This is a genomic window from Xanthomonas cissicola (genome assembly GCF_008801575.1).
In the GTDB taxonomy this organism is placed as follows: Bacteria; Pseudomonadota; Gammaproteobacteria; order Xanthomonadales; family Xanthomonadaceae; genus Xanthomonas; species Xanthomonas cissicola.
On the sequence record NZ_VZPL01000013.1, the window covers coordinates 64,876 to 86,627 of the forward strand.

A 21,752-nucleotide genomic window follows, 5' to 3' on the forward strand; every position below is an offset into this window, starting at 1 on the left:
TACAACAGCTGGCAGCATACCGTCATGCATGGAAAAGGCGAAGCGTGATGCAGAGCAGCATTCAAGGGCAGTGACGCGTGGTGTGGGTGGGGTTTTGCATGCTGGTCTTGCTCGGCTGCACACGTGCTGCGCCGGAACAACGTCTGCGCGCGACGCTGGAGCAGATGCATCAGGCAATCGAAGCACGCGAGATCGGCGATGCGATGGCGCCGGTGGCGGAGGATTTTGTTGGCGAAAACGGATTGGACGCCGACGGGTTACGGCGCTTGATGCGAGTGCAGATGCTGGGCAACCAACAGATCGGCGTGACCATGGGACCGGTCGACGTGGCGCTCGCCGGTGATACCGCCACGGTGCGCTTCACGGCGTTGTTGACGGGCGGCAGCGGGCGCTGGGTGCCCGATCAGGCGCAGACCTACCAGGTCACCACCGGTTGGCGATGGCAGGGCAGCGACTGGCAGCTGTATCACGCGCAATGGGTGCCGGCAGCACGCTGAACGCGCCGACGCAGCGGGGGCGTGGCTGGCCGCGTGGTACGGCCGATTTCTGGTGCCGGTGCACGGGCGGGGCGCGTGGGGCATTCGGTCCAGGCGCGGGTCGCCCGGTAATGCCGGCGCGTGGCGCTGAGCTCGGAGGTGGCTCATCCGGCTGGCCGCCGTTAGCTGGGTCATCCAAGGGTGTCGCCGCCATCTTCTCGGCCAAGCATTTCGGCGGTGATCGATGTCCGTGGTGCCGGCGATGGCATAGGGCAACACCAACGGCGGGGAGGCCGCGCGCTTTGCTTACCGCGGCGTGATCGCCGGTTTCACAAGGCCTGAAACGCCGCTCCCGCCGAGCGGCGGGAGTGCGTTGCATCGTTGGAGCGCGATACGCGTTGTGGTCAGGCGGCGGCCTTGCGTGCCGCTAGCTGACGCAGCACATACTGCAGCAGGCCGCCGTGCTTGAAGTACTCCACCTCCTTGGGTGTCAGCAGCAGCACCTTGACCTGGAACTGTTTGACGCTGCCATCGGGCTTTTTCGCATTGACGGTGGCACGGCGGCTGGCGCCGTCCTGCAGGCCGGTGATGTCCAGCACTTCCGAACCATCCAGGCCGAGCGTCTGGGCGTTTTCGTTTTCCAGGAACTGCAGCGGCAGCACGCCCATGCCCACCAGGTTGGAGCGATGGATGCGCTCGAAGCTTTCGGCGATCACGGCCTTGACCCCGAGCAGGTTGGTGCCCTTGGCCGCCCAGTCGCGTGAGGACCCGGTGCCGTATTCCTTGCCCGCCAGCACCACCAGCGGCACGCCATCGGCCTTGTACTTCATCGCGGCATCGTAGATGGCCAGCTTTTCCGGCTGGCCGCCGTTGGCTGGGTAATACAGCGTGTTGCCGCCTTCTTCGCCGCCGAACATCAGGTTCTTGATGCGGATGTTGGCGAAGGTGCCGCGCACCATCACGTCATCGTTGCCGCGGCGGCTGCCGTAGCTGTTGAAGTCTGCCGGCTGTACGCCGCGTTCCTGCAGGAAGCGGCCTGCCGGCGAATCTTTCTTGATGTTGCCGGCCGGGGAGATGTGATCGGTGGTGATCGAGTCGCCGAACAGGCCCATGATGCGCGCGCCGTGCACGTCGTCCACGTTGCCCACCTGCATGGTCATGCCGTCGAAGTAGGGCGGGTTCTTGATGTAGGTCGAGGCTGCGTCCCACTCGTACAGCGCGCCATCGGGCGAGGCAATGGTGTTCCAGCGCGTGTCGCCCTTGAACACGTCGGCGTAGTTCTGCTTGAACATCTCCGGGCCGACGGTGGCGGCGATGGTGTCGCCGATTTCCTTGTTGCTCGGCCAGATGTCGCGCAGATACACCGGCTGCCCATCGCTGCCGGTGCCCAGCGGCTCGGTGGTGAGGTCGATATCGGTGGTGCCGGCGATGGCGTAGGCCACCACCAGCGGCGGCGAGGCCAGATAATTCATCTTGACCTCGGGGTGCACGCGGCCTTCGAAGTTGCGGTTGCCCGACAACACCGAAGTCACCACCAGATCGTCCTTGGCAATGGCTGCAGACACGTCTTCCGGCAGCGGGCCGGAGTTGCCGATGCAGGTGGTGCAGCCGTAGCCGACCACGTAGAAACCAAGCTTTTCCAGGTCGGCGAGCACGCCGGCCTTTTCAAGATAGTCGGTGACCACGCGCGAACCCGGCCCGAGCGAGGTCTTGACCCACGGCTGCGCCTTCAGTCCCTTGGCTGCGGCATTGCGCGCGAGCAGCCCGGCGCCCAGCATCACCGCCGGGTTGGAGGTGTTGGTGCAGGAGGTGATCGCGGCGATGACCACCGAGCCATCGCGCAGCTGCCAACCGGCACCGCTGGCGCTGGCGCTTTCTGCCTGTGACGCCTTCGCACCGACGGCGGTGCCGCCGCCACCTTCGTTCTTGAGGCGGTCTTCCTGCTTGAGATCGGCCAGCTTCTTGCTGCGCGCGTCGGAGAACGGCTTGAGGCTTTCGCGGTAGTTGGACTGCATGTCTTCCAGCAGCACGCGGTCCTGCGGGCGCTTGGGGCCGGCCAGCGATGGCTTGACCTGGCCCATGTCCAGTTCCAGCGTGGCGCTGTATCGGGCGGGTGGGGTGGCGGCGTCGTGCCACAGGCCCTGCGCCTTGGCATAGGCCTCGACCAACGCAATCTGCTCCTCGCTGCGGCCGGACAGGCGCAGATAGGTCAGCGACTCCTCGTCGACCGGGAAGATGCCGCAGGTGGCGCCGTATTCGGGCGCCATGTTGCCGATGGTGGCGCGGTCGGCCAGCGGCAGGTGCTGCAGGCCGTCGCCATAGAACTCGACGAACTTGCCCACCACGCCGAGCTTGCGCAGCATCTGGGTGACCGTCAGCACCAGGTCGGTGGCAGTGGCGCCCTCGGGCAACTTGCCAGTGAGCTTGAAGCCCACGACCTGCGGAATCAGCATCGAGGAGGGCTGCCCCAGCATGGCCGCTTCGGCCTCGATGCCGCCCACGCCCCAGCCCAGCACGCCGATGCCATTGATCATGGTGGTGTGGCTGTCGGTACCGAACACGGTGTCGGGGTAGGCGACCAAGGTGCCGTCCTTGTCGGCGCTCATCACCACGCGCGCCAGGTTTTCCAGGTTCACCTGGTGAACGATGCCGGTGTTGGGCGGCACCACCTTGAAGTTCTCGAACGCCTTCTGGCCCCAGCGCAGGAAGCCGTAGCGTTCCTGGTTACGCTGGAATTCGATCTTGCCGTTGAGGTCGAGCGCGTCCGGCTTGCCGAATACATCCACCTGTACCGAGTGGTCGATGACCAGTTCGGAGGGAATCTGCGGATTGATCTGGTCGGCATTGCCGCCGAGCTTGACCACCGCATCGCGCATTGCGGCCAGGTCGACCACGCAGGGCACGCCGGTGAAATCCTGCAGCACCACGCGCGCCGGCATGAAGGCGATTTCGGTATCGGGCTCGGCGCTAGGGTCCCACTTGGCAACCGCTTCGATATGGTCCTTGCCAACGGTCACGCCGCCGTCTTCATGGCGTAGCAGGTTCTCCAGCAGGATCTTCATCGAATAGGGCAGGTGGCCGATATCGAAGCGTTCGCCCAGCTTCGGCAGGCTGTAGTACGCGTAGCGCTTGCCGTGGACCTCAAGTGAGGTGCGAGTGGAAAAGGAATCGCTCATGCATCACTCCTATGGCATCGAAGGCTTTAGGTAGGCGCTCATTCTGAGCGATTCAGTGTGTACGTACGGTGTGTCCAGACAGATCTGCGAACTTGAGTAGGACGGCGTAAGTACGTATGATGCATGCATACTTTCTGGAGCATGCTCATGGAAGCCACCGTTGCCGAACGCGGACAGATCACGCTGCCAAAGGCAGTGCGCGATGCCCTGGGCCTGACCAAGGGCACCACGTTGAAGATCGAGCTCGACGGCGGGCGCATCATCCTGCGCAAGGACGTCAGCGAGGCGCTGCGCAAGGTGCGCGGCAAGTTCAAGCTGGTCGACGGCCTGACCAGCACAGATGCGGCGATGCGCGTGATCCGTGGCCGCGCCCCCGGAGACCCGTTCGACCCATGATCGCCCTGGATTCCTCGGTCCTGCTGGACATCCTGATCGGCGACCCGGTCTATGGCGAAGTGTCGGAGATCTGCATCGGCGACGCCCTCGCGCGCGACGAAGTGGTGGTCTGCGACGCGGTGGTGGCCGAGGTGCTGGCCATGCTCGACACCCAGGTCGACCTGATGGAAACCCTGGCCTCGATCGGCGTGCGCTACGAAGCCACCCAGGAAGCGGCGGCAGTGCGCGCCGGCCATATGAACAAGCGCTTTCGCGCGCGCGGCGGCAAGCGCGAGCGGGTGGTGGCCGACTTTCTGATCGGCGCCCACGCGATGCTCCAGTGCGACGGGTTGATCACCCGCGACGAGGGCTTCTTCCGCGATTACTTCAAGGGTTTGAAGATCGTCGTTCCCAAACCCGCCCCCTGATCCACGTTTTGCGCTTTACCACCTTCACCGCTGCTTTTTTGGAGAACCCGCATGTTGGAAGCCTATCGCCACCACGTTGCAGAGCGCGCCGCGCTCGGTATCCCGCCGTTGCCGCTGACCGCGCAGCAGACCGCCGAGGTCATCGAGCTGCTCAAGGCGCCGCCTGCCGGTGAAGAGGAGTTCCTGGTCGAACTGCTCAGCCAGCGCGTGCCCGCCGGCGTCGACGACGCTGCCAAGGTCAAGGCCTCGTACCTGGCCGCGGTGGCCTTCGGCACCGAGACCACCGCGCTGATCAGCCCCACGCGCGCCACCGAACTGCTCGGCACCATGCTGGGTGGCTACAACATCCAGCCGCTGATCGACCTGCTGGACAACGCCGAGCTGGGCGCCACCGCCGCCGAAGCGCTCAAGCACACCTTGCTGGTGTTCGATGCGTTTCACGACGTGCAGGAAAAGGCGCAAGCCGGTAATACGCATGCCAAGGCCGTGCTGGAGAGCTGGGCCGATGCCGAGTGGTTCACCAGCAGGCCGGAAGTGCCGCAGAGCCTGACCGTCACCGTGTTCAAGGTGCCGGGCGAGACCAATACCGACGACCTGTCGCCGGCGCCGGACGCCACCACCCGCCCGGACATCCCGTTGCACGCGCTGGCGATGCTGAAGAACAAGCGCGACGGCGCCGCGTTCGAGCCGGAGGAAGACGGCAAGCGCGGCCCGATCCAGGCGATCGCCGAGCTCAAGGACAAGGGCCATCTGGTCGCCTACGTGGGCGATGTGGTCGGGACCGGTTCCTCGCGCAAGTCGGCGACCAACTCGGTGCTGTGGTGGACCGGCGAAGACATTCCGTACATCCCGAACAAGCGCTTCGGCGGCGTGTGCCTGGGCAGCAAGATCGCCCCGATTTTCTACAACACCATGGAAGATGCCGGCGCCTTGCCGATCGAGCTGGACGTGTCGCAGATGGAGCATGGCGATGTGGTCGAGCTGCGTCCGTACGACGGCAAGGCGCTGAAGAACGGGCAGGTGATCGCCGAGTTCGCGATGAAGTCGGACGTGCTGTTCGACGAAGTGCGCGCCGGTGGCCGCATCCCGTTGATCGTCGGCCGCGGCCTCACCGCCAAGGCGCGCGAGTTCCTCGGCCTGCCGGCCTCGGACCTGTTCCGGCTGCCGATGGACCCGCCGGACACCGGCAAGGGTTTCTCGCTGGCGCAGAAGATGGTCGGCCGCGCCTGCGGCCTGCCGGAAGGCCAGGGCATGCGCCCGGGCACCTATTGCGAACCGAAGATGACTTCGGTGGGCTCGCAGGACACCACCGGGCCGATGACCCGCGACGAGCTGAAGGACCTGGCCTGCCTGGGCTTCTCCGCCGATCTGGTGATGCAGTCGTTCTGCCACACCGCCGCGTACCCGAAGCCGGTGGACGTCAAGACCCACCACACGCTGCCGGAGTTCATCTCCACCCGCGGCGGCGTGTCGCTGCGTCCGGGCGATGGCGTGATCCACAGCTGGCTCAACCGCATGCTGCTGCCCGACACCGTCGGCACCGGCGGCGACTCGCACACCCGCTTCCCGATCGGCATCTCGTTCCCGGCCGGCTCCGGCCTGGTGGCGTTCGCAGCGGCCACCGGCGTGATGCCGCTGGACATGCCCGAGAGCGTGCTGGTGCGGTTCAAGGGGCAGATGCAGCCGGGCGTGACCCTGCGCGACCTGGTCAACGCGATCCCGCTGTACGCGATCAAGCAGGGCCTGCTGACCGTGGCCAAGCAGGGCAAGAAGAACATCTTCTCCGGCCGCATCCTGGAAATCGAAGGCTTGCCGAACCTGAAGGTGGAGCAGGCGTTCGAGCTGTCCGATGCCTCGGCCGAGCGTTCGGCGGCCGGTTGCACCGTGCACCTGGACAAGGCGCCGATCATCGAATACCTGACCAGCAACATCACCCTGCTGCGCTGGATGATTGCCGAAGGCTATGCCGATGCGCGCACCCTGGGCCGCCGCATCAAGAAGATGGAAGAGTGGCTGGCCGATCCGCAGCTGCTGCAGCCCGATGCCGACGCCGAGTACGCTGCGGTCATCGAGATCGACCTGGCCGATATCCATGAGCCGATCGTGGCGTGCCCGAACGACCCGGACGACGTCAAGACGCTGTCGGACGTGGCCGGTGCGGCCATCGACGAAGTGTTCATTGGTTCGTGCATGACCAACATCGGCCACTTCCGCGCAGCGGCCAAGCTGCTGGAAGGCAAGCGCGACATCCCGACCCGGTTGTGGGTGGCTCCGCCGACCAAGATGGATGCCTCCGAGCTGACCAAGGAAGGCCACTACGGCACCTTCGGCGCGGCCGGGGCGCGTATGGAAATGCCGGGCTGCTCGCTGTGCATGGGCAACCAGGCGCAGGCGCGCGAGGGCGCCACGGTGTTCTCCACCTCCACGCGTAACTTCCCGAACCGTCTGGGCCGCAACACCAATGTGTACCTGGGCTCGGCGGAACTGGCGGCAATTTGTTCGCGCCTGGGCCGCATTCCGACCAAGGACGAGTACATGGCCGATGTGGGCGTGATCAAGACCAGTGGCGAGCAGATCTATCGCTACATGAACTTCGATCAGATCCAGGAGTATCAGAACGTGGCAGAGACCGTCGCCGCCTGATTCATCCAGAAGGTTGGTCGTCCCGAAATGCCCGGCACTGCCGGGCATTTCGCTTTCCAGGCAATGGCTTCGTGTTGTGCTCACGATGCCCGGCGTTAAAACAAATACCAGCTGACTGGATTGTGGCATTGCAACAAAAATCTGAAGTACGCAGGTCTAGAGTCCGGCCGCTCTACCACTGCCCGTTGATGCCCATGCCCACTTGCACAATCTCCGGTCAAACCCTGCATTACACGCAACACGGCCGCGGTTTCCCGGTCTTGCTTGGCCACAGTTATCTCTGGGACGCTGCGATGTGGGAGCTGCAGATACAGGCGCTCTCGCAGCACTACCAGGTCATCGTTCCCGAGCTGTGGGGGCATGGGCAGTCAGGTCCGTTGCCGCACGGCACGCAGCAGATCGGCGATCTTGCCCGGCACATGCTGGCCCTGCTGGACGCACTGAAGTTGCCGCAGTGCGCGGTGGTCGGCCTGTCGGTGGGCGGCATGTGGGCCGCCGAGCTTGCCCTGATGGCGCCGGAGCGCGTGTGCAGCCTGGTGTTGATGGACACCTTCCTGGGCGCCGAGCCAACCGCCACGCGTGCGCGCTATTTCGGCCTGCTCGATGCGATCGAGACGGCCGGGCAGGTGACGCCTGCGTTGATCGAGGCGATCGTTCCGATCTTCTTCCGCCCCGGCATCGATCTGAGATCGGCACTGCCGGCCGCCTTTGCGCAGCGTCTGGCTGCCATGTCGGCCGAGCAGTTGCGCGCATCCATCGTGCCACTGGGCCGGCTGATCTTCGGCCGAACCAATCGACTGGATGCCCTGTCTGGACTGGATCCGGCCAACACCTTCCTGCTCGGTGGCGCCGAGGATATTCCGCGCCCGCCCGAAGAGGTGTGGATGATGGCCGAGGCAATCTGCTGCGATTACGAGCTGATCCCGGACGCAGGACATATCGCCTCGCTGGAGAACCCGGCCTTCGTCAACGCGCAGTTGCTGGGATGGCTGAAGCGGACGGTGGGTGAGACCGAGGTGGAGCTGATGCGTGTGGGATGAGGGCGATGACCTCGCCTGGTGCCCGCGGGGCGGATGCGGGTACGGCGTCGGCGCGCTGCGTGGTTGGCCGTACCCTCACCCCAACCCCTCTCCCGCGGGGAGAGGGGCTTAAAGCCCTCTTTCGTAGGGAAGGGCTTGCAGCGCTGCTCTCCTGCAGGAGGGAGGCTCGTTACTTGTCACGCCATGGCCCGCCTTTCCTGGCTGGAAGGGAGTTCGAAGCTGCGCGATTACGGTTGCGCGTCCAGCCAGGCTTCCAGTGCCGGGGCGGGTAGGGGCCGCGAGAACAGATAGCCTTGCAGCACCTCACAGCCCAGGTCGGCGAGGAACAGGCGCTGCGCTTCGTTTTCCACACCTTCGGCGACCACGTGCTTGCGCAGGTGCTCGCCGATGCGCAATACCGAGGTGGTGAGCGCGCGCGCGTCTTCGCTGTGTTCGATATCGCGGACGAAGCTCATGTCCAATTTGAGTTCGTCGATCGGCAGGCGATGCAGATGGCTCAGGCTGGAATAGCCGGTGCCGAAATCGTCCAGCGACAGCGAGATGCCGGCTTCGCGAATGGCATGCAGGTTTTCCAATACGCCCGGTTGCCCGGACAGCATCACGCTTTCGGTCAGTTCCAGGGTCAGATCGGAGGGCTGTACGCCCATCTCGGCGATGAGCCGGAGCAGATCCGACAGCATGCGCGGACTTTCGAAACCACTCGCCGACAGGTTCACCGACACGCGTGCGACCGGCACGCCACGCTGGCGCCAGTCGGCGACCTGCTGGCAGGCGCTGCGCAGGACCCACGCGTTGATCTGCGGCATCATGCCTTGTTCTTCGGCCACGGGCAGGAAGCGCGCCGGCGACACTGCACCCAACTGCGGGTGATTCCAGCGCAGCAGCGCTTCCACGCCATAGAGCGTGTGCGGCGCGGCGCTGTGCATCTGCGGTTGGTAATGCAATTGCAGTTGATCGCGGTCGATGGCCTGACGCAGTTCCGCTTCCAGCGCAACGCGTTCTTGCGCCATGCGGTTCATGTCGGAACTGAAGAAACGGAAGCGCCCACCGCCTTCCTTCTTGGCGCGATTCATCGCCAGATCGGCGTGGCGCAGCAGGATGTTGATGTCTTGGCCATCCTCGGGAAACATCGCCACGCCGATACTGGCCGACGAATGCACTGTCATATGGCCGACCGGCAGGGGGCTGGCGATGCTGACCAACAAACGCTCGGCGGCGGCACTGGCCTGCTCTGCGCTGCATTGCGGCAGCGCAAGCGCGAATTCGTCGCCGGAGAGTCGCGCCAGCATCGCCGTGGCGGCGACCTGGTCGTTGACGCGCAAGGCGATATCGCGCAGCAGCCCATCGCCTGCGGCGTGTCCCTGGCTATCGTTGATGAGCTTGAAGCGATCGATGTTGATGAACATCAACGCGGCCGGTTCGCCTGCGTATTCGGCCTGCGTCAGCGCCTGCTCGGCACGCGCGCTGAACATGATGCGGTTGGGCAGGCCCGTGAGCGTGTCGTAGAACGCCAGTTGATGCACGCGCTGGCGGATCTGCTCGCGTTCCAGCGCCAAGGTGCACAGCTGCTGGCACAAATCGGTGAGCCGCATATGCCAGGCATCGGCACGTTGCGGCTTGCGGTAATACAGCGCGAAGGTGCCAAGCACGCGCGCGCTGTTGGAGCGGATCGGCGTGCTCCAGCAGGCGCGCAGGCCCCAAGGCAAGAGGGTGTCGCGATACGCCTCGAACAATGGGTCGGTGGCGATGTCTTCCACCATCACCGCGCGACCGCGCCAGGCCGCGGTGCCGCAGGCGCCTGTGCCCGGGCCGATCTTCAAGCCGTTGACCGCATCGGCGTATTCGGGCGGCAGGCTGGGCGCAGCCAGCGAATGCAGGCGACCTTGATTGTCCGCACTCATCACCGTGGCCAGCACTTCCGGTGCGATGCGTTCGACCTCGGTGCAGATCAGCGTCATCACCTCGATCAACGGGCGTTCCTGCACCAAGGCTTCCAGCACTCGGTGCTGCAATACCTCGTGCATCTTGGTGTCGGTGATGTCGGTCAATACCGCCACGTAATGCGAGGGAGCGTGGTTGGCGTCGTAGATCGGGTTGAAGTTGAGCGAGATCCACAGCGGTGTGCCGTCCTTGCGATAGACCAGCAAGTCGGCGCGGGTGTGCTGCAAGGCATCGGCGCGATCGCGAACGCGGGCGACCTCGCTTTGGTCGCTTTGGGCGCGGGTCAAGACATCGGAGGGACGCAGACCGACCAGCTCGGCTTCGGTGTAGCCGAACATGCGCTGGAAGCCGTCGTTGGCGTACAGCAGGCGCGATTGCAGATCGCAGATGAGAATGGCGCTGCTGCTGCCATCGAGGGCTTCTGCGAGCAGGCGCGAACGGCGCTGCTCGGGCTGCTCGCCGGCCTTGGCCATGCCGGCGGTGACCGGGCCGGGCCTGACCAGACCAGCGCTTGGGGCGTTGGCATGGATTGGCTCAGCCGTCAGCGGCATGCTGTCCATCGCTGCATCCACGCCAGCGCCCGCCGCGCTTCCCGGTGCTGGAGGAAGCGTTTGGTTGGTCGGGTGCGAGGGATGCGCGGCCATGCCGGATCAGCGCGCCTGCGCCGACAATGCGAGCAAGCGCTCGGCTACGCGGTCCAGCGGCACCACTTCCTGTGCGGCGCCAAGCTTGTACGCCGCACCGGGCATGCCCCAGACCACGCTGCTGGCTTCGTCCTGCACCAGCGTCGGCGCGCCGGCCTGCAGCATTTCCAGCAGGCCGCGTGCGCCGTCGTCGCCCATGCCGGTGAGGATGGCGCCCACCGCATTTGGGCCGGCATTGGCGGCAACGGAACGAAACAGCACGTCCACTGCCGGTTTGTGGCGATTGACCGGCGGGCCGTCGTCGATACGGCAGCGCCAACGCGCTCCGTCGCGAATGATGCGCAGATGCTGGCCGCCCGGCGGCAGATACGCATGACCTGGCAGGATCGCCTCGCCATCGGTGGCTTCGCGTACCGACATGGCCGAATGGCGGTTGAGGCGCTCGGCGAATGCGGTGCTGAAGCTGGCAGGCAGATGCTGGGTCATCACCACCGCGGGCGCATCGGCGGGCATGTGTTCGAGCACCACGCGCAGCGCTTCGGTACCACCGGCGGAGGCGCCGATGGCGATCAAACGGTCGGTCGTGCGAAAGCGCAGCGCGCTGCCGGCCACCGGTGCCGATTGCATATCCAGCGTGACTTTGGGCGCGCTCGGGCGATTGAGTGCGCTGACCTTGGCCTTGGCGGCCATTTTGACCTTGCTGACGATCTCTTCGGCGTAGCCTTCCAGCCCGCGTGCAACGTCGATCTTGGGCTTGGACACGAAGTCCACGGCGCCCAGCGACAAAGCCTGCAAGGTGGTGTCGGCGCCGCGCTCGGTCAGCGATGAAATCATCACCACCGGGGTAGGGCGCAGGCGCATCAGGTTTTCCAGAAACACCAGGCCGTCCATGCGCGGCATTTCCACATCCAGCGTGATGACGTCTGGATTGAGGCGCTTGATCTTTTCCCGCGCCAGCAACGGGTCGGCGGCCGAGCCGACCACTTCGATGCCGGCGTCGCGCGACAAAATTTCGGTGAGCATCTGACGCACGACCGCCGAATCGTCGACGATCAATACACGCACAGGAGTTTCCAGCGTCATTCGAACAACTCCACTCCACCGGTAACCGGTGCTTTGGACAGACGGGCGCGCACGGCCGATTCGGTGGCGGCGACTTCCGCTTCGTGTGCGTGCGGCAAACGCTGCACGACGACGCGGCCAGTCGTCGCGAAGAACCACACCTTGCGCGGATGGATGCCACACAGGTCTTCAGCGATGATGGGAATATGTTCGGCCTGCAGGTACTGGCGCACGAACTCGGCGTTGCGGGTGCCGACCGGGTTGCTGGTGAAGCCCTTCAACACGTTGGCGCCACCGAAGACCTTGGCTTCGATGCGTTTGCGGTGGGCGCCGCGCTTGAGCATGTCGTTGATCAGCAGCTCCATGGCATAACTGCCGTAGCGCGTAGGTGCGCCATCGCCGACCTGGCCTTCCGGCAACAGAAAGTGGTTCATGCCGCCGATCTTGAGCACCGGGTCGCGCAGACAGGCTGCAACGCACGATCCCAAGGTGGTCGTCAACGCGGTGTCGTCGTCCACCACCAGGTATTGGGTGGGCAGCAGTTTGGCGGCAATGGTCTGGAACCGCGAATCGCGGTAGCGCATGACGTCGTCGACTTGCACGGCAGTACTCATGCTCACGCTCCTGCGCGCGGTGCGCGCCGATACAGCGTGCGCCCGCACGGCTGGATCAGATCGGCCGCGTGCAGGTAGTTCTCCGAGTGCCCGGTGTAGAGCAGGCCGTCGTCGCCCATGTGGCTGACCAGGCGCGACAGGATGCCGCGCTGGGTGGGCTTGTCGAAGTAGATCATCACGTTGCGGCAGAACAGTGCCGCATACGGACCGCCGACATCGTAACGCGGCGCCAGCAGATTCAACTGGCGGTATTCGATGAGCTGGCGCAACGCCGGAATGACCCGACATTTGCCTTCATTGGGGCCGCTGCCGCGCTGGAAATACTTGCGCTTGATCGCGGCATCCAGCGAGGCGACGCGGTCGATGGCATACACGCCGCGCGATGCGGTTTCCAGTACCTGGGTGTCGACGTCGGTGGCGACGATGCTCACTGGCGGGGTCAGCGTGCCGAAGGCTTCGCAGGCGGTAATGGCGATGGAATAGGGCTCCTCGCCGGTGGAGGCGGCGCACGACCAGATCTTCAACGGCGCCTGCGAGGCGCGCTTTTGCAGTTCTTCGCGCAGTTTGTCGAAATGGTGCGGCTCGCGGAAGAACGAGGTCAGGTTGGTGGTCAGCGCATTGGTGAATGCCTGCCATTCTTCTTCATCGTTGCCGGCTTCGAGCTGGTCGAGGTAATCGCGGAACGAGCGCAGGCCGAGCACGCGCAGACGACGCGACAGGCGGCCATACACCATGTCGCGCTTGGCTGGCGCCAATGCGATGCCCACACGCTGGTAGATCAGGTCGCAAACGCGCTTGAAGTCGCGGTCGCCGAAATCAAATTCGCGTGTGTCTGAAGCGGAAGTCGTAGTCGTCATATCCATACGCGTCGTTAGCTATAACTGGATATCGGCCACGGAGCCGCGCAACTGAAGCGCTAATGCGTGGATCGGACGCGGTTGTGTTCGCTACCTCGTCCGATGGGGACGGCGGCTGTTGATGGGATGCTCGGAGGGCAAAGACGCCCCATCGGCGTGCTGCCGCATCGTACGCGCGAGGACCAGCGTCGGTGCCTGGCCTAAATGCACAACGCCCCGGCAATGCCGGGGCGTTGTGGGTGACAGCGGTGGATCAGAACTCTTGCCAGTTACCGTCGGCCAGCGCGGCCTGGGATGTGGCTGGCCGTGAGGCGCTCGCTGCTGCGCGCGCTACCGGCCTGGCGGCGCTTTTCACTGCAACCGGGCGCGAGGTGATCGGGCGTACGCGTGCGCTCTGCGGCGCCTGCGCAGCCGAGTCGTCCAGCTTGAACACCGACACCGCTTCGGCCAGATGACCTGCCTGCTCTTCCATCGAGCGGGCGGCGGCAGTGGCTTCTTCCACCAGCGCGGCGTTCTGCTGGGTGGTTTCGTCCATCTGGGTGATGGTCTGGTTGACCTGCTCGATCCCGGACGACTGCTCCTGTGAAGCGGCAGAGATCTCGCCCATGATGTCGGTCACGCGTTGCACGCTGGCCACGATGTCGGCCATGGTGGCGCCGGCCTTGCGCACCAGTGCCGAGCCTTCGGCCACCTTGTGCACGGAGTCGTCGATCAGGCCCTTGATCTCCTTTGCCGCACCGGCCGAACGCTGTGCCAGCGTGCGCACCTCGGAGGCGACCACGGCAAAACCGCGACCCTGTTCGCCGGCACGCGCCGCTTCCACCGCTGCATTCAACGCCAGGATATTGGTCTGGAACGCGATGCCATCGATGACGCTGATGATGTCGGCGATCTTCTTGGACGAGGCTTCGATGCCGGACATGGTGGTGACCACTTGCGACACCACTTCACCGCCTTGCGAGGCCACGCCGGTGGCGCCGATGGCAAGCTGGTTGGCCTGACGGGCGCTTTCGGCATTCTGCTTGACGGTGGAGGTGAGCTCCTCCATCGAGGCGGCGGTTTCTTCCAGATTGGCGGCCTGCTGCTCGGTACGGTGCGACAGGTCGCTATTGCCCGAGGCGATTTCGCCGGCGGCCGAATTGATCGCGATGGACGACATCTTGATGCGCCCGACGATGTCGGCCAGCTGCTCGGCGGTGGCATTGGCATCGTCGCGCATCTGCGCGAACACCCCGCTGAACTCACCATGCATGCGCACGGTCAGGTCACCACGCGACAGCGCGGACAGCAGGGTCGAGATCTGTTCCAGGCTGCCGGCATTGGCATCCAGCAAACCGTTGAGCTGCTGCGCCAACTGCAGGAAGAAACCCTGCTTGCCGTCGGTTTCCACACGCCCGCTCATGTCGCCGCTGGCGGCCGCGCGCACGATGCGGGCCACTTCTTCTTCCACCTGCACTTCGATGGTGCGGTCGCGCCATTCGCAGACTTCGCCGCTGGTCTCGCCCTGTTCGTTCTTGATCGAGGTGACGGTCTGCGCCAGCACCACTTCGCCGAAACGCTCTTCGAAGCTGGTGACGCCATCGCGTTCCAGCGCGGCAATGGCCTTGCGCACGGTCGCATCCGACAGACCCAGGTAGCTGATGTGCTGGCCGATGACCTTGCTCGCGTCGAACTCGGGCGATGCCAGGCGGATGCTGCTTTCGTACTGCGCCACGATCTTCTTGAAGGCATCGTTGGCGTAGATCATCACGCGTTCGGGATCGGTGATGAAGGTGCTGGTCGAGGACTTGTCCAGCGCGGTGCGGATGCGCAGGTTTTCGTCGGCAATCTCCTGGTCGCGTTCGATGCGTTCCCTCAGGTCGCGCTGCATGCGCTGCATGGAGCGCATCAACTCGCCCACTTCGTCCTGGCCCTGCACGTTGATCTGGCCGTCCAGCTTGCCGCCGGCAATTTCGGTGGCCGTGGTGACCGCGCCGCGCATGCTCTTGACGATGGAACGGGCGAACAGGAAGGCCAGGCCCAGGCCGCCGGCGATGCCGATCAACAGCACCACCAGGGTCAGCGTGACGGAAGTGGCGTGGACCTTTTCGGCCTTGGTCTTGGCAGCCTGCGCGAGCAGGTTGTCTTCGGCAATCAAGGCGGCCAGCGAATCCTTGGCCTTGTTGTGCAGGGTACGGGTTTCGCCGACGAAGGTGTCGATGGCGTCGTCGGGCAGATTCAGCTCCATCATTTCGTCGACGCTGGCATAGGAGGCCGACGCCTTCTTCCAGTCCGCCATGAACACGTCGAACAGCTTCTTCTGTTGCGGGCTTTCGATCAGACGCGGGTAGCCCTTGATGGTGGCTTCGATCTCGCCATTGAGCTTCTTGGCGCGGACCTTGGCCTCCTGCTTGACCGAATCGCTGGCGCGCACCAGGTTCTGGTAGGCCGCATTCCGGTATTCGCCGAGCATGCCGCGCAGATCGCCTGCCTCGCGCACGCTGGACATGGTGTTGCCGGCCAGGTCGCGGGTGACGTTATTGAGCGACGCCAGACCCGAATAGGCGATGACGCCCTGGACGAGCATGATCAGCAGCACGATGCCGAACGCCAGCATCAGCTTGGGCATCAGTTTCAGATTGTTGATCCATTGCATTGACACGATTCCCCGTAGAAGTCAGTCCGCATAGCCGCAACAGCACATCGCCACGCGCAAGGGCGTGGCGATGTGCGAGGCGATTACTTGATGGTGGCGAGCTTCAGGCTGGCCGGGGAGCTGACTTCGATTTCGGCGCGCGAACTGTCGCGCTGGATCTTGCCGAGGACGCAGACGTCCTTACCTTCGAGCGTTTCCGGGGCGAAGCTGAACTTGCCGCGGTTGGCACCGTCGATGCGTGCGGAGAAGGTGTGGCGCGGGAACATGCCGCCCATGTACAGGAAGGTAGGTTCGCCTTCCGAGCTCTGCGCGTACTTGGCCTTTTCGACCTTGCCGCACACCATGCCGTCCTTGCCGACGAAGCGCGTCGCCATTTCCGGCGGAATCATTTCCTGCGACTGAGCCGACAGCGTGGGAGCAACGATGACAAGAGCAGCGACGGGGAGGAGCGAGAGCAGGAACTTCATAGGGATTCTCCAGAAATCAAAAGTCGAACGGTGACCCGTTGTGTGGACGCGGGCTTCATTCAGCTATCGGCTAACCGCCGTTCAACTTGAATCCAGAAAACGTGATTTTTATCTCAGTTCCATCGCGTGGTGCGTCGCGTGTCGGGAGCTTCCTGACACGCGATCGTCGTAGATGCGGTCGCGCCAAAGCGTTACGGCCGCCGGAGCGGTGCAGCGGGTGCCGGGCGGCGCCTGTACCTTGACGGTGGCTACCGAACGGAGCGAATCAGCCACCGGGTGGGTGCGGGCGGGGCGCGGAAGCCGGAGCGCACGTGTGCTACCTCGGGATTCCGAGCACCAACCGCGCCTTCTGGCGGCTGGGCAGTCGTTTGGTAGCCGCCTGTCGTACATGGCGGCTCCTGCATTCCTCTACACCTCTCCGGCGACCGCAGGCGAGGCGACACAGCCGTTTGAATCAGGCGGCTTCTTCGACCAGTTGCTGACCCAGCTCGGTGCTGTCCAGCAGGGTTTCGATATCCAGCAGGATCAACATGCGATCGTCCTGGGTGCCGATACCGGAGATGAAACGGGTGTCGACCGACGCACCGAATTCGGGGGTAGGCCGGATCTGGTCGTCGTTGAGCGGAATCACGTCGGACACGCTGTCCACGACGATGCCCACCACGCGGTCCTCGACGTTGAGCACGATCATCACGGTGAAAGCGTCGTAGCGCGCTTCTTTCAGGCGCAGCTTCAGGCGCAGGTCGATCACCGGCACGATGGTGCCGCGCAGGTTGATCACGCCCTTGATGTAATCCGGCGCGTCGGGCAGACGGGTGACCGAATCGTAGCCGCGGATTTCCTGCACCTTCAGGATATCCACGCCGTAGTGTTCTTCGCCCAAAGCGAAGCTGAGGAATTCACCACCGGTGCCGGTGGCAGTGCTTTTATCGTTCATGGAAACTCCGGGCGTTGCGGCTAAGTGTCGGGTTGAGGCAGGACTGCGGCAGCAGAGACGGATGCGGGATGCCCTAGCAACATCGGCGGGGTAGGCAGCAACTTTAGGTGCCGGCCCCGCGTGGTACGCGAGGGTTCAGAACACGCCGCTCTTGCGCGCATTGCGCTGGCGGTCGACACGGAAAATGTAGCGCTGGATGGTTTCGTCGGCGCCACGCGGCAGGTCGCTGAACTGCATGCCGATCCGGAAGCCTTCGCTGCCGTTGGGCAGGGCCTGCTTGTGCTGGCTGCATACGGTCAGCGGCAGCGTGATCGGGGCGGTGTCGGGCAATTGCAGGATGCAGTTGCGGTAGGTGCGTTGCAATTCGAGCAAGGGCATCCCGTCGGTGAGGGACACCGCCAGGCCGCCGCTGCTGATGTCGATCACGCGCAGCTGCAGGTTGAACTCGTTTCCCTGCGCGGCATCCTGGCGGATGGTGCAGACGGGCGAATCGGTGATCGGCGTTTCCAGCCGATACGATTCGCGTCGCTGCATGTGGTACATCGCAACTGGCAGGTCGACGCGGAAGGCGACGTGGATGTCGCGATCGATCCGCTCGGCCTTTTCCAGGCGGAAGCGGATGTTCACCCGTTCCAACTGGGCGTAGCACAACAGGTATTTGGCGCCTTCGATGGCGCGGTTGGAAGCATCGTTATGGCTGCCGTCCAGGATCACGCAGTCGTCGTCTTCGTCCACTTCCAGCACGGCGGTGGGCACGGCCATGTCGCGGCCGGCCACATGCATGGTCACGATGGCGCGTTGATCGAGCAGCTGGCGCAGCAATCCACGGATCTGCCGCTTGTTGCGCAGCAGGTAGCGCTCGTCACCTTCGGCGAGGTGATCGGTGTCGTGGTCCAGCTCTGAGGTATCGCCTTGGGACATGGGCACAAGCACAGTGGAAGCGGGAAGGCGCCTGGCGGGTTGTCCCGGCGTCGCCTTGATATCGGCGGCAAAGCCAAATCTTTAAGGCGGCTGACGAAACTCTATGCCAGTCGGTGGCAAGGACCAGTCGCGATGGTCTGTGTGCAGAGCGTTCAGCCAAGCAAGCATCAGCGTCTGGCGCGAAGTCTTCGTTCTTCAATACGCCACCAGACAACTATCTGGTGAGGGCACCGAACCCTCGACGTCTTCTCGCTTGCTGCGGGGGCCCTTGCCCGCCCACCATCGCAGGACACGCTGCAAGTACGTCCCTGTCAGCGCCGTGGCGGCATCCATGCCGCCAAGGGTCCGCGACGGTGGGCGGGCAAGGGCCAGTCGCGTTGGTCGGTGTGCAGAGTTTTGAAGCCAGCCAGCAACCGCCGACGAGGTGTCCCTCGCTCGTCAACAAACCACTGGCCAACTGTCTGGTGCGGTGTCCTTGCCGATTGCAGGACCGTTGGCGGCATGGATGCCGCCATCGAGCCCCATGGACGGGTTCACGGCGTGTCCGGCGAGCGGTGAGGGCACCGCGCACTCGACGCTGCGACGTTGCTGCAGGTCGTCGTGTTGGCGTCTCAGCTATAGGCGTGGCGTGCATTGGCCAGCAGGGTACTGAGGCGGTCCTGCGGCTCCAGGCGGAACACTGCGACCGCATCGACCAGCTGCGCGGCCTGGTCTTCCATCGAGCGTGCGGCGGCGGTGGCTTCTTCCACCAGCGCGGCGTTCTGCTGGGTGGTTTCGTCCATCTGGGTGACGGTCTGGTTGACCTGGGTGATGCCCGCGGCCTGTTCGCGCGAAGCGCTGGTGATTTCGCCCATGATGTCGGTGACGCGCTGCACCGAGGTCACCACCTGCTGCATGGTGCTGCCAGCTTCGGAAGCCAGTGCCGCGCCGTTGCCGATGCGGGTCACCGAGTCTTCGATCAGGTGCTTGATCTCCTTGGCCGCGCCGGCCGAGCGCTGTGCCAACGTGCGAACCTCCGAGGCCACGACGGCAAAGCCACGGCCCTGTTCGCCGGCACGCGCCGCTTCCACCGCCGCGTTCAAGGCCAGGATATTGGTCTGGAAGGCGATGCCGTCGATGACGCTGATGATCTCGGCAATCTTTTTCGACGAGGCGTCGATATCGGCCATGGTCGTAACCACGCGGTTCACGACGTCGCCGCCCTTTGCCGCCACACCGGCAGCATCGAGCACCAGGCGATTGGCCTGATCGGCGTTGTCGGCGTTCTGCTTGACGGTCGCGGTGAGTTCTTCCATGGAGGCTGCTGTTTCTTCCAACGCGGCCGCTTGCTGTTCGGTGCGACGCGACAGGTCGCCGTTGCCGGTGGCGATCTCGGTGGCGGCCGAATTGATCGTCAGCGAAGCGTCCTTGATGCGGCGCACGATACCGGCCAACTGGTCGGCGGTGGCATTGGCGTCGTCGCGGATAGTGGCGAATACGCCCTGCAGCGCGCCGTCCATGCGCGCGGTCAAATCGCCTTGCGACAGTGACGAGAGCAGGCCGGAGACGCGCGACAGACCGTCGGCGTTATTGTCCAGCAGCGTGTTGAGCTGTTGGGTCAGCAGCAACAGGAAGCCATGCTTGCCGCGCACGTCGATCCGCTCGCTGAGGTCGCCGGCGGCGGCGGCTTCCACCACGAGCGCAACTTCCTGTTCCACCTGCACTTGCTGGGTACGGTCGCTCCATTCGACCACATAGCCCATGCGCTCGCCGGTCGCAGCCACGACCGGGCTGACCACTTCCTGCACGATGCGGCCGCCGATTTCGATCTGTGCGGTGTGCGTGCTCTTGAGTTGATCCAGCAGGCGTGATTGCTCGGGATTGCGATGGAACTGGTCGATGCGGGTCGTGCTCAATGCCGTGGCATCGAAGTTGGGCAGGTCGTGTCGCAGGACGTCCTGCATTTCCGACAGCATGCGCTGCAGCGGGCGATTGACGTAAATGATGCGGCGCTCGGCGTCGGCGATCATCACATTGGTGCTGACGTCGTCCAAGGCGGTGCGCACGCGCAGTGCTTCGCTGGCGATCAGGTGGTCGCGTTCCAGGCGCGCGCGCAGGTCATCGCGCATGGTGCGCGCGTTGAGCAGCAGGCGGCCGAGTTCGTCATGCCGGTCGATTTCGATCGGGTTGTCCAGGCGGCCGGCCGCCACGTCGCCGAGCACGCGTTCCACCGCCAGCAGCGGGCCGGTGACCATCTTGCGCGCGGCGATGAACACCACCGCGATGCACAGTGCCAGCACCACCAGCGAGAACAGCAGCATGCTGCCCATCAGCGCGTCCAGCGGGCCGTCGATGGCACTGCGCGGCTGCGCGCCGATCACCGCCCACTGCCACGGCGCATAGCGCTGTGCGGTGACTTCGAACGCCTGGCTGGCGCCCTTGGCATCGCGCAGCTGCAGGCTGGCGCTGGGCTGCTTGCCGTCCAGCACTGCCTGCAACAGGGCCTGCTGTTCGGCCGGCACCAGTGCCGCCAATGTGGCCGGGGTGCCCGGCGGAGCCGCGATGACCTGGCCCTGGTGATCGCCCGGCGCCATGTCGACGATCACGAAATAGCCGTCCTGGCCCAGTTTGGTGGTGCTGACCTGGGCCTTGAGCGCGGCCAGGCCCTGGGTGTAGTTACGCCCGACGAACAGCGCACCAATGACCTCGCCGGCGGCATCGCGCAGCGGCTGGTAATGGGTCATGTACTGCTCGCCGAACAGCTGCGCCTGGCCGGTGAAGCTCTTGCCTTGCGACAGGGCGGCGTAGGCCTTGCCCTTGCGATCGAGCAGGGTGCCGATGACGCGTTCGTCCTGCTTGTTGCGCAGCGAGGTGGTGATGCGCACGAAGTCGTCGCCGGTACGGGCGAAGATCGTGGCAACGCCGCCGGTCGCCTTCGCGAAGCGGTCCACGGCGTCGACATTGAGATTCAGTGCCTGCTTGCCGGCATGTAGCGACGGGGTGTTCTGTTGGCCGATGGTCACCGTGCTGGCGCTATCGAGTTCGCGCGCGCCGGCGGGGAGCATGTCGTCGAACACGCTGCCCAGACGCTGGGTGCCTTCGCTGAGGGTGACGTCGTACATCGCCACCGACTGCTGCATCAGCCGGGTGCTGGAGCGCAGTTCGGCCTTGACCTGCGATTCGATATCGCCAGCGGACTGGCGATAGATGGTCAGGGCCAACAGCCCCAGCGAGGTGGCAATGACCAACGTGAGCAGTGCGGAGAGCCGCGTACCGACCGAGAGTCGGCTGAAGGATTGCATGAGAAATCGGCCTTGCCCGGGGGAGGGCGTTAAGAATACGTGAACTTGGTAGCGGCCGTTTATGCTCGAAATTGATTTTTGCCGTTGAAATCAGCACAAAATTGAGCGTTCCATTCAGTATTCGATGGCTGAAAGCGGTTTCATAACGTGTGCCTCGTCGTCGGCAATTGTAAATTTCGGGTGAAATTAGGATGCTCTTGAAGAACTCGAGGGGCCGCGTATCGCTGGCGAAAAGCACGTCTTGCAGCTGCCATC

15 protein-coding genes are annotated in these 21,752 nt (G+C 64.5%); 5 read left to right on the forward strand and 10 right to left on the reverse strand.

Features of this window, described 5'->3' with window-relative positions; genetic code table 11:
* Window positions 1-98 precede the first annotated feature (98 nt).
* The gene (locus F7R02_RS08010; protein ID WP_078591105.1) at window positions 99-497 is read left to right on the forward strand and encodes a hypothetical protein; all 399 of its coding nucleotides are present in this window, start codon (window positions 99-101) and stop codon (window positions 495-497) included.
* A 383-nt stretch (window positions 498-880) separates the two neighbouring features.
* Here the strand turns inward: F7R02_RS08010 and acnA are convergent, their stop codons facing one another.
* A complete protein-coding gene (gene acnA / locus F7R02_RS08015) occupies window positions 881-3,652 on the reverse strand; it encodes an aconitate hydratase AcnA (protein ID WP_078591106.1) in 2,772 nt (923 codons plus the stop codon).
* Between the two features lie 147 nt (window positions 3,653-3,799).
* Between acnA and F7R02_RS08020 the strand changes: the two genes are divergently transcribed.
* The 4 genes from F7R02_RS08020 to F7R02_RS08035 all read left to right on the forward strand — a co-directional run bounded on the left by F7R02_RS08020 (window position 3,800) and on the right by F7R02_RS08035 (window position 8,138).
* Window positions 3,800-4,048 carry an AbrB/MazE/SpoVT family DNA-binding domain-containing protein gene (locus F7R02_RS08020; RefSeq protein ID WP_003486316.1) on the forward strand — a complete coding sequence of 83 codons (249 nt, stop codon included), beginning with the start codon at window positions 3,800-3,802 and terminating at the stop codon, window positions 4,046-4,048.
* The gene (locus F7R02_RS08025; protein WP_003486318.1) at window positions 4,045-4,455 is read left to right on the forward strand and encodes a type II toxin-antitoxin system VapC family toxin; all 411 of its coding nucleotides are present in this window, start codon (window positions 4,045-4,047) and stop codon (window positions 4,453-4,455) included. The genes F7R02_RS08020 and F7R02_RS08025 overlap by 4 nt, the downstream gene beginning before the upstream one ends.
* Before the next feature lie 51 nt (window positions 4,456-4,506).
* Window positions 4,507-7,098 carry a bifunctional aconitate hydratase 2/2-methylisocitrate dehydratase gene (locus F7R02_RS08030; RefSeq protein ID WP_078591107.1) on the forward strand — a complete coding sequence of 864 codons (2,592 nt, stop codon included), beginning with the start codon at window positions 4,507-4,509 and terminating at the stop codon, window positions 7,096-7,098.
* Between the two features lie 194 nt (window positions 7,099-7,292).
* Complete coding sequence (locus F7R02_RS08035; RefSeq protein WP_078591108.1) at window positions 7,293-8,138, forward strand: alpha/beta fold hydrolase; 846 nt, start codon at window positions 7,293-7,295, stop codon at window positions 8,136-8,138.
* Between the two features lie 227 nt (window positions 8,139-8,365).
* Here F7R02_RS08035 and F7R02_RS08040 read toward each other — a convergent pair whose 3' ends face one another.
* The 9 genes from F7R02_RS08040 to F7R02_RS08085 form a co-directional block, all read right to left on the reverse strand.
* Window positions 8,366-10,651, reverse strand: coding sequence for a sensor domain-containing protein (locus tag F7R02_RS08040; protein WP_139371090.1), 2,286 nt, complete (start codon window positions 10,649-10,651; stop codon window positions 8,366-8,368).
* Window positions 10,652-10,729: 78 nt separating this feature from the next.
* Window positions 10,730-11,806, reverse strand: a complete 1,077-nt coding sequence (locus tag F7R02_RS08045; protein ID WP_003486327.1) for a protein-glutamate methylesterase/protein-glutamine glutaminase — start codon at window positions 11,804-11,806, stop codon at window positions 10,730-10,732.
* Window positions 11,803-12,399, reverse strand: a complete 597-nt coding sequence (cheD, locus tag F7R02_RS08050; protein ID WP_003486330.1) for a chemoreceptor glutamine deamidase CheD — start codon at window positions 12,397-12,399, stop codon at window positions 11,803-11,805. The genes F7R02_RS08045 and cheD overlap by 4 nt, the downstream gene beginning before the upstream one ends.
* A 2-nt stretch (window positions 12,400-12,401) precedes the next feature.
* Entirely contained in the window at window positions 12,402-13,262 is an 861-nt protein-coding gene (locus tag F7R02_RS08055) for a CheR family methyltransferase (RefSeq protein ID WP_005914920.1), read from the reverse strand.
* A 247-nt stretch (window positions 13,263-13,509) separates the two neighbouring features.
* The gene (locus F7R02_RS08060; RefSeq protein WP_167520992.1) at window positions 13,510-15,891 is read right to left on the reverse strand and encodes a methyl-accepting chemotaxis protein; all 2,382 of its coding nucleotides are present in this window, start codon (window positions 15,889-15,891) and stop codon (window positions 13,510-13,512) included.
* An 83-nt stretch (window positions 15,892-15,974) separates the two neighbouring features.
* Window positions 15,975-16,358 (reverse strand): hypothetical protein, encoded by a 384-nt coding sequence (locus F7R02_RS08065; protein ID WP_003486337.1) that lies wholly within the window; start codon window positions 16,356-16,358, stop codon window positions 15,975-15,977.
* 454 nt (window positions 16,359-16,812) lie between these two features.
* A complete protein-coding gene (locus F7R02_RS08070) occupies window positions 16,813-17,295 on the reverse strand; it encodes a chemotaxis protein CheW (protein WP_003486339.1) in 483 nt (160 codons plus the stop codon).
* 135 nt (window positions 17,296-17,430) lie between these two features.
* Complete coding sequence (locus F7R02_RS08075; protein WP_005930032.1) at window positions 17,431-18,216, reverse strand: flagellar brake protein; 786 nt, start codon at window positions 18,214-18,216, stop codon at window positions 17,431-17,433.
* A gap of 611 nt (window positions 18,217-18,827) precedes the next feature.
* Window positions 18,828-21,497, reverse strand: coding sequence for a methyl-accepting chemotaxis protein (locus F7R02_RS08085; RefSeq protein ID WP_033483091.1), 2,670 nt, complete (start codon window positions 21,495-21,497; stop codon window positions 18,828-18,830).
* Window positions 21,498-21,752: the final 255 nt, after the last annotated feature.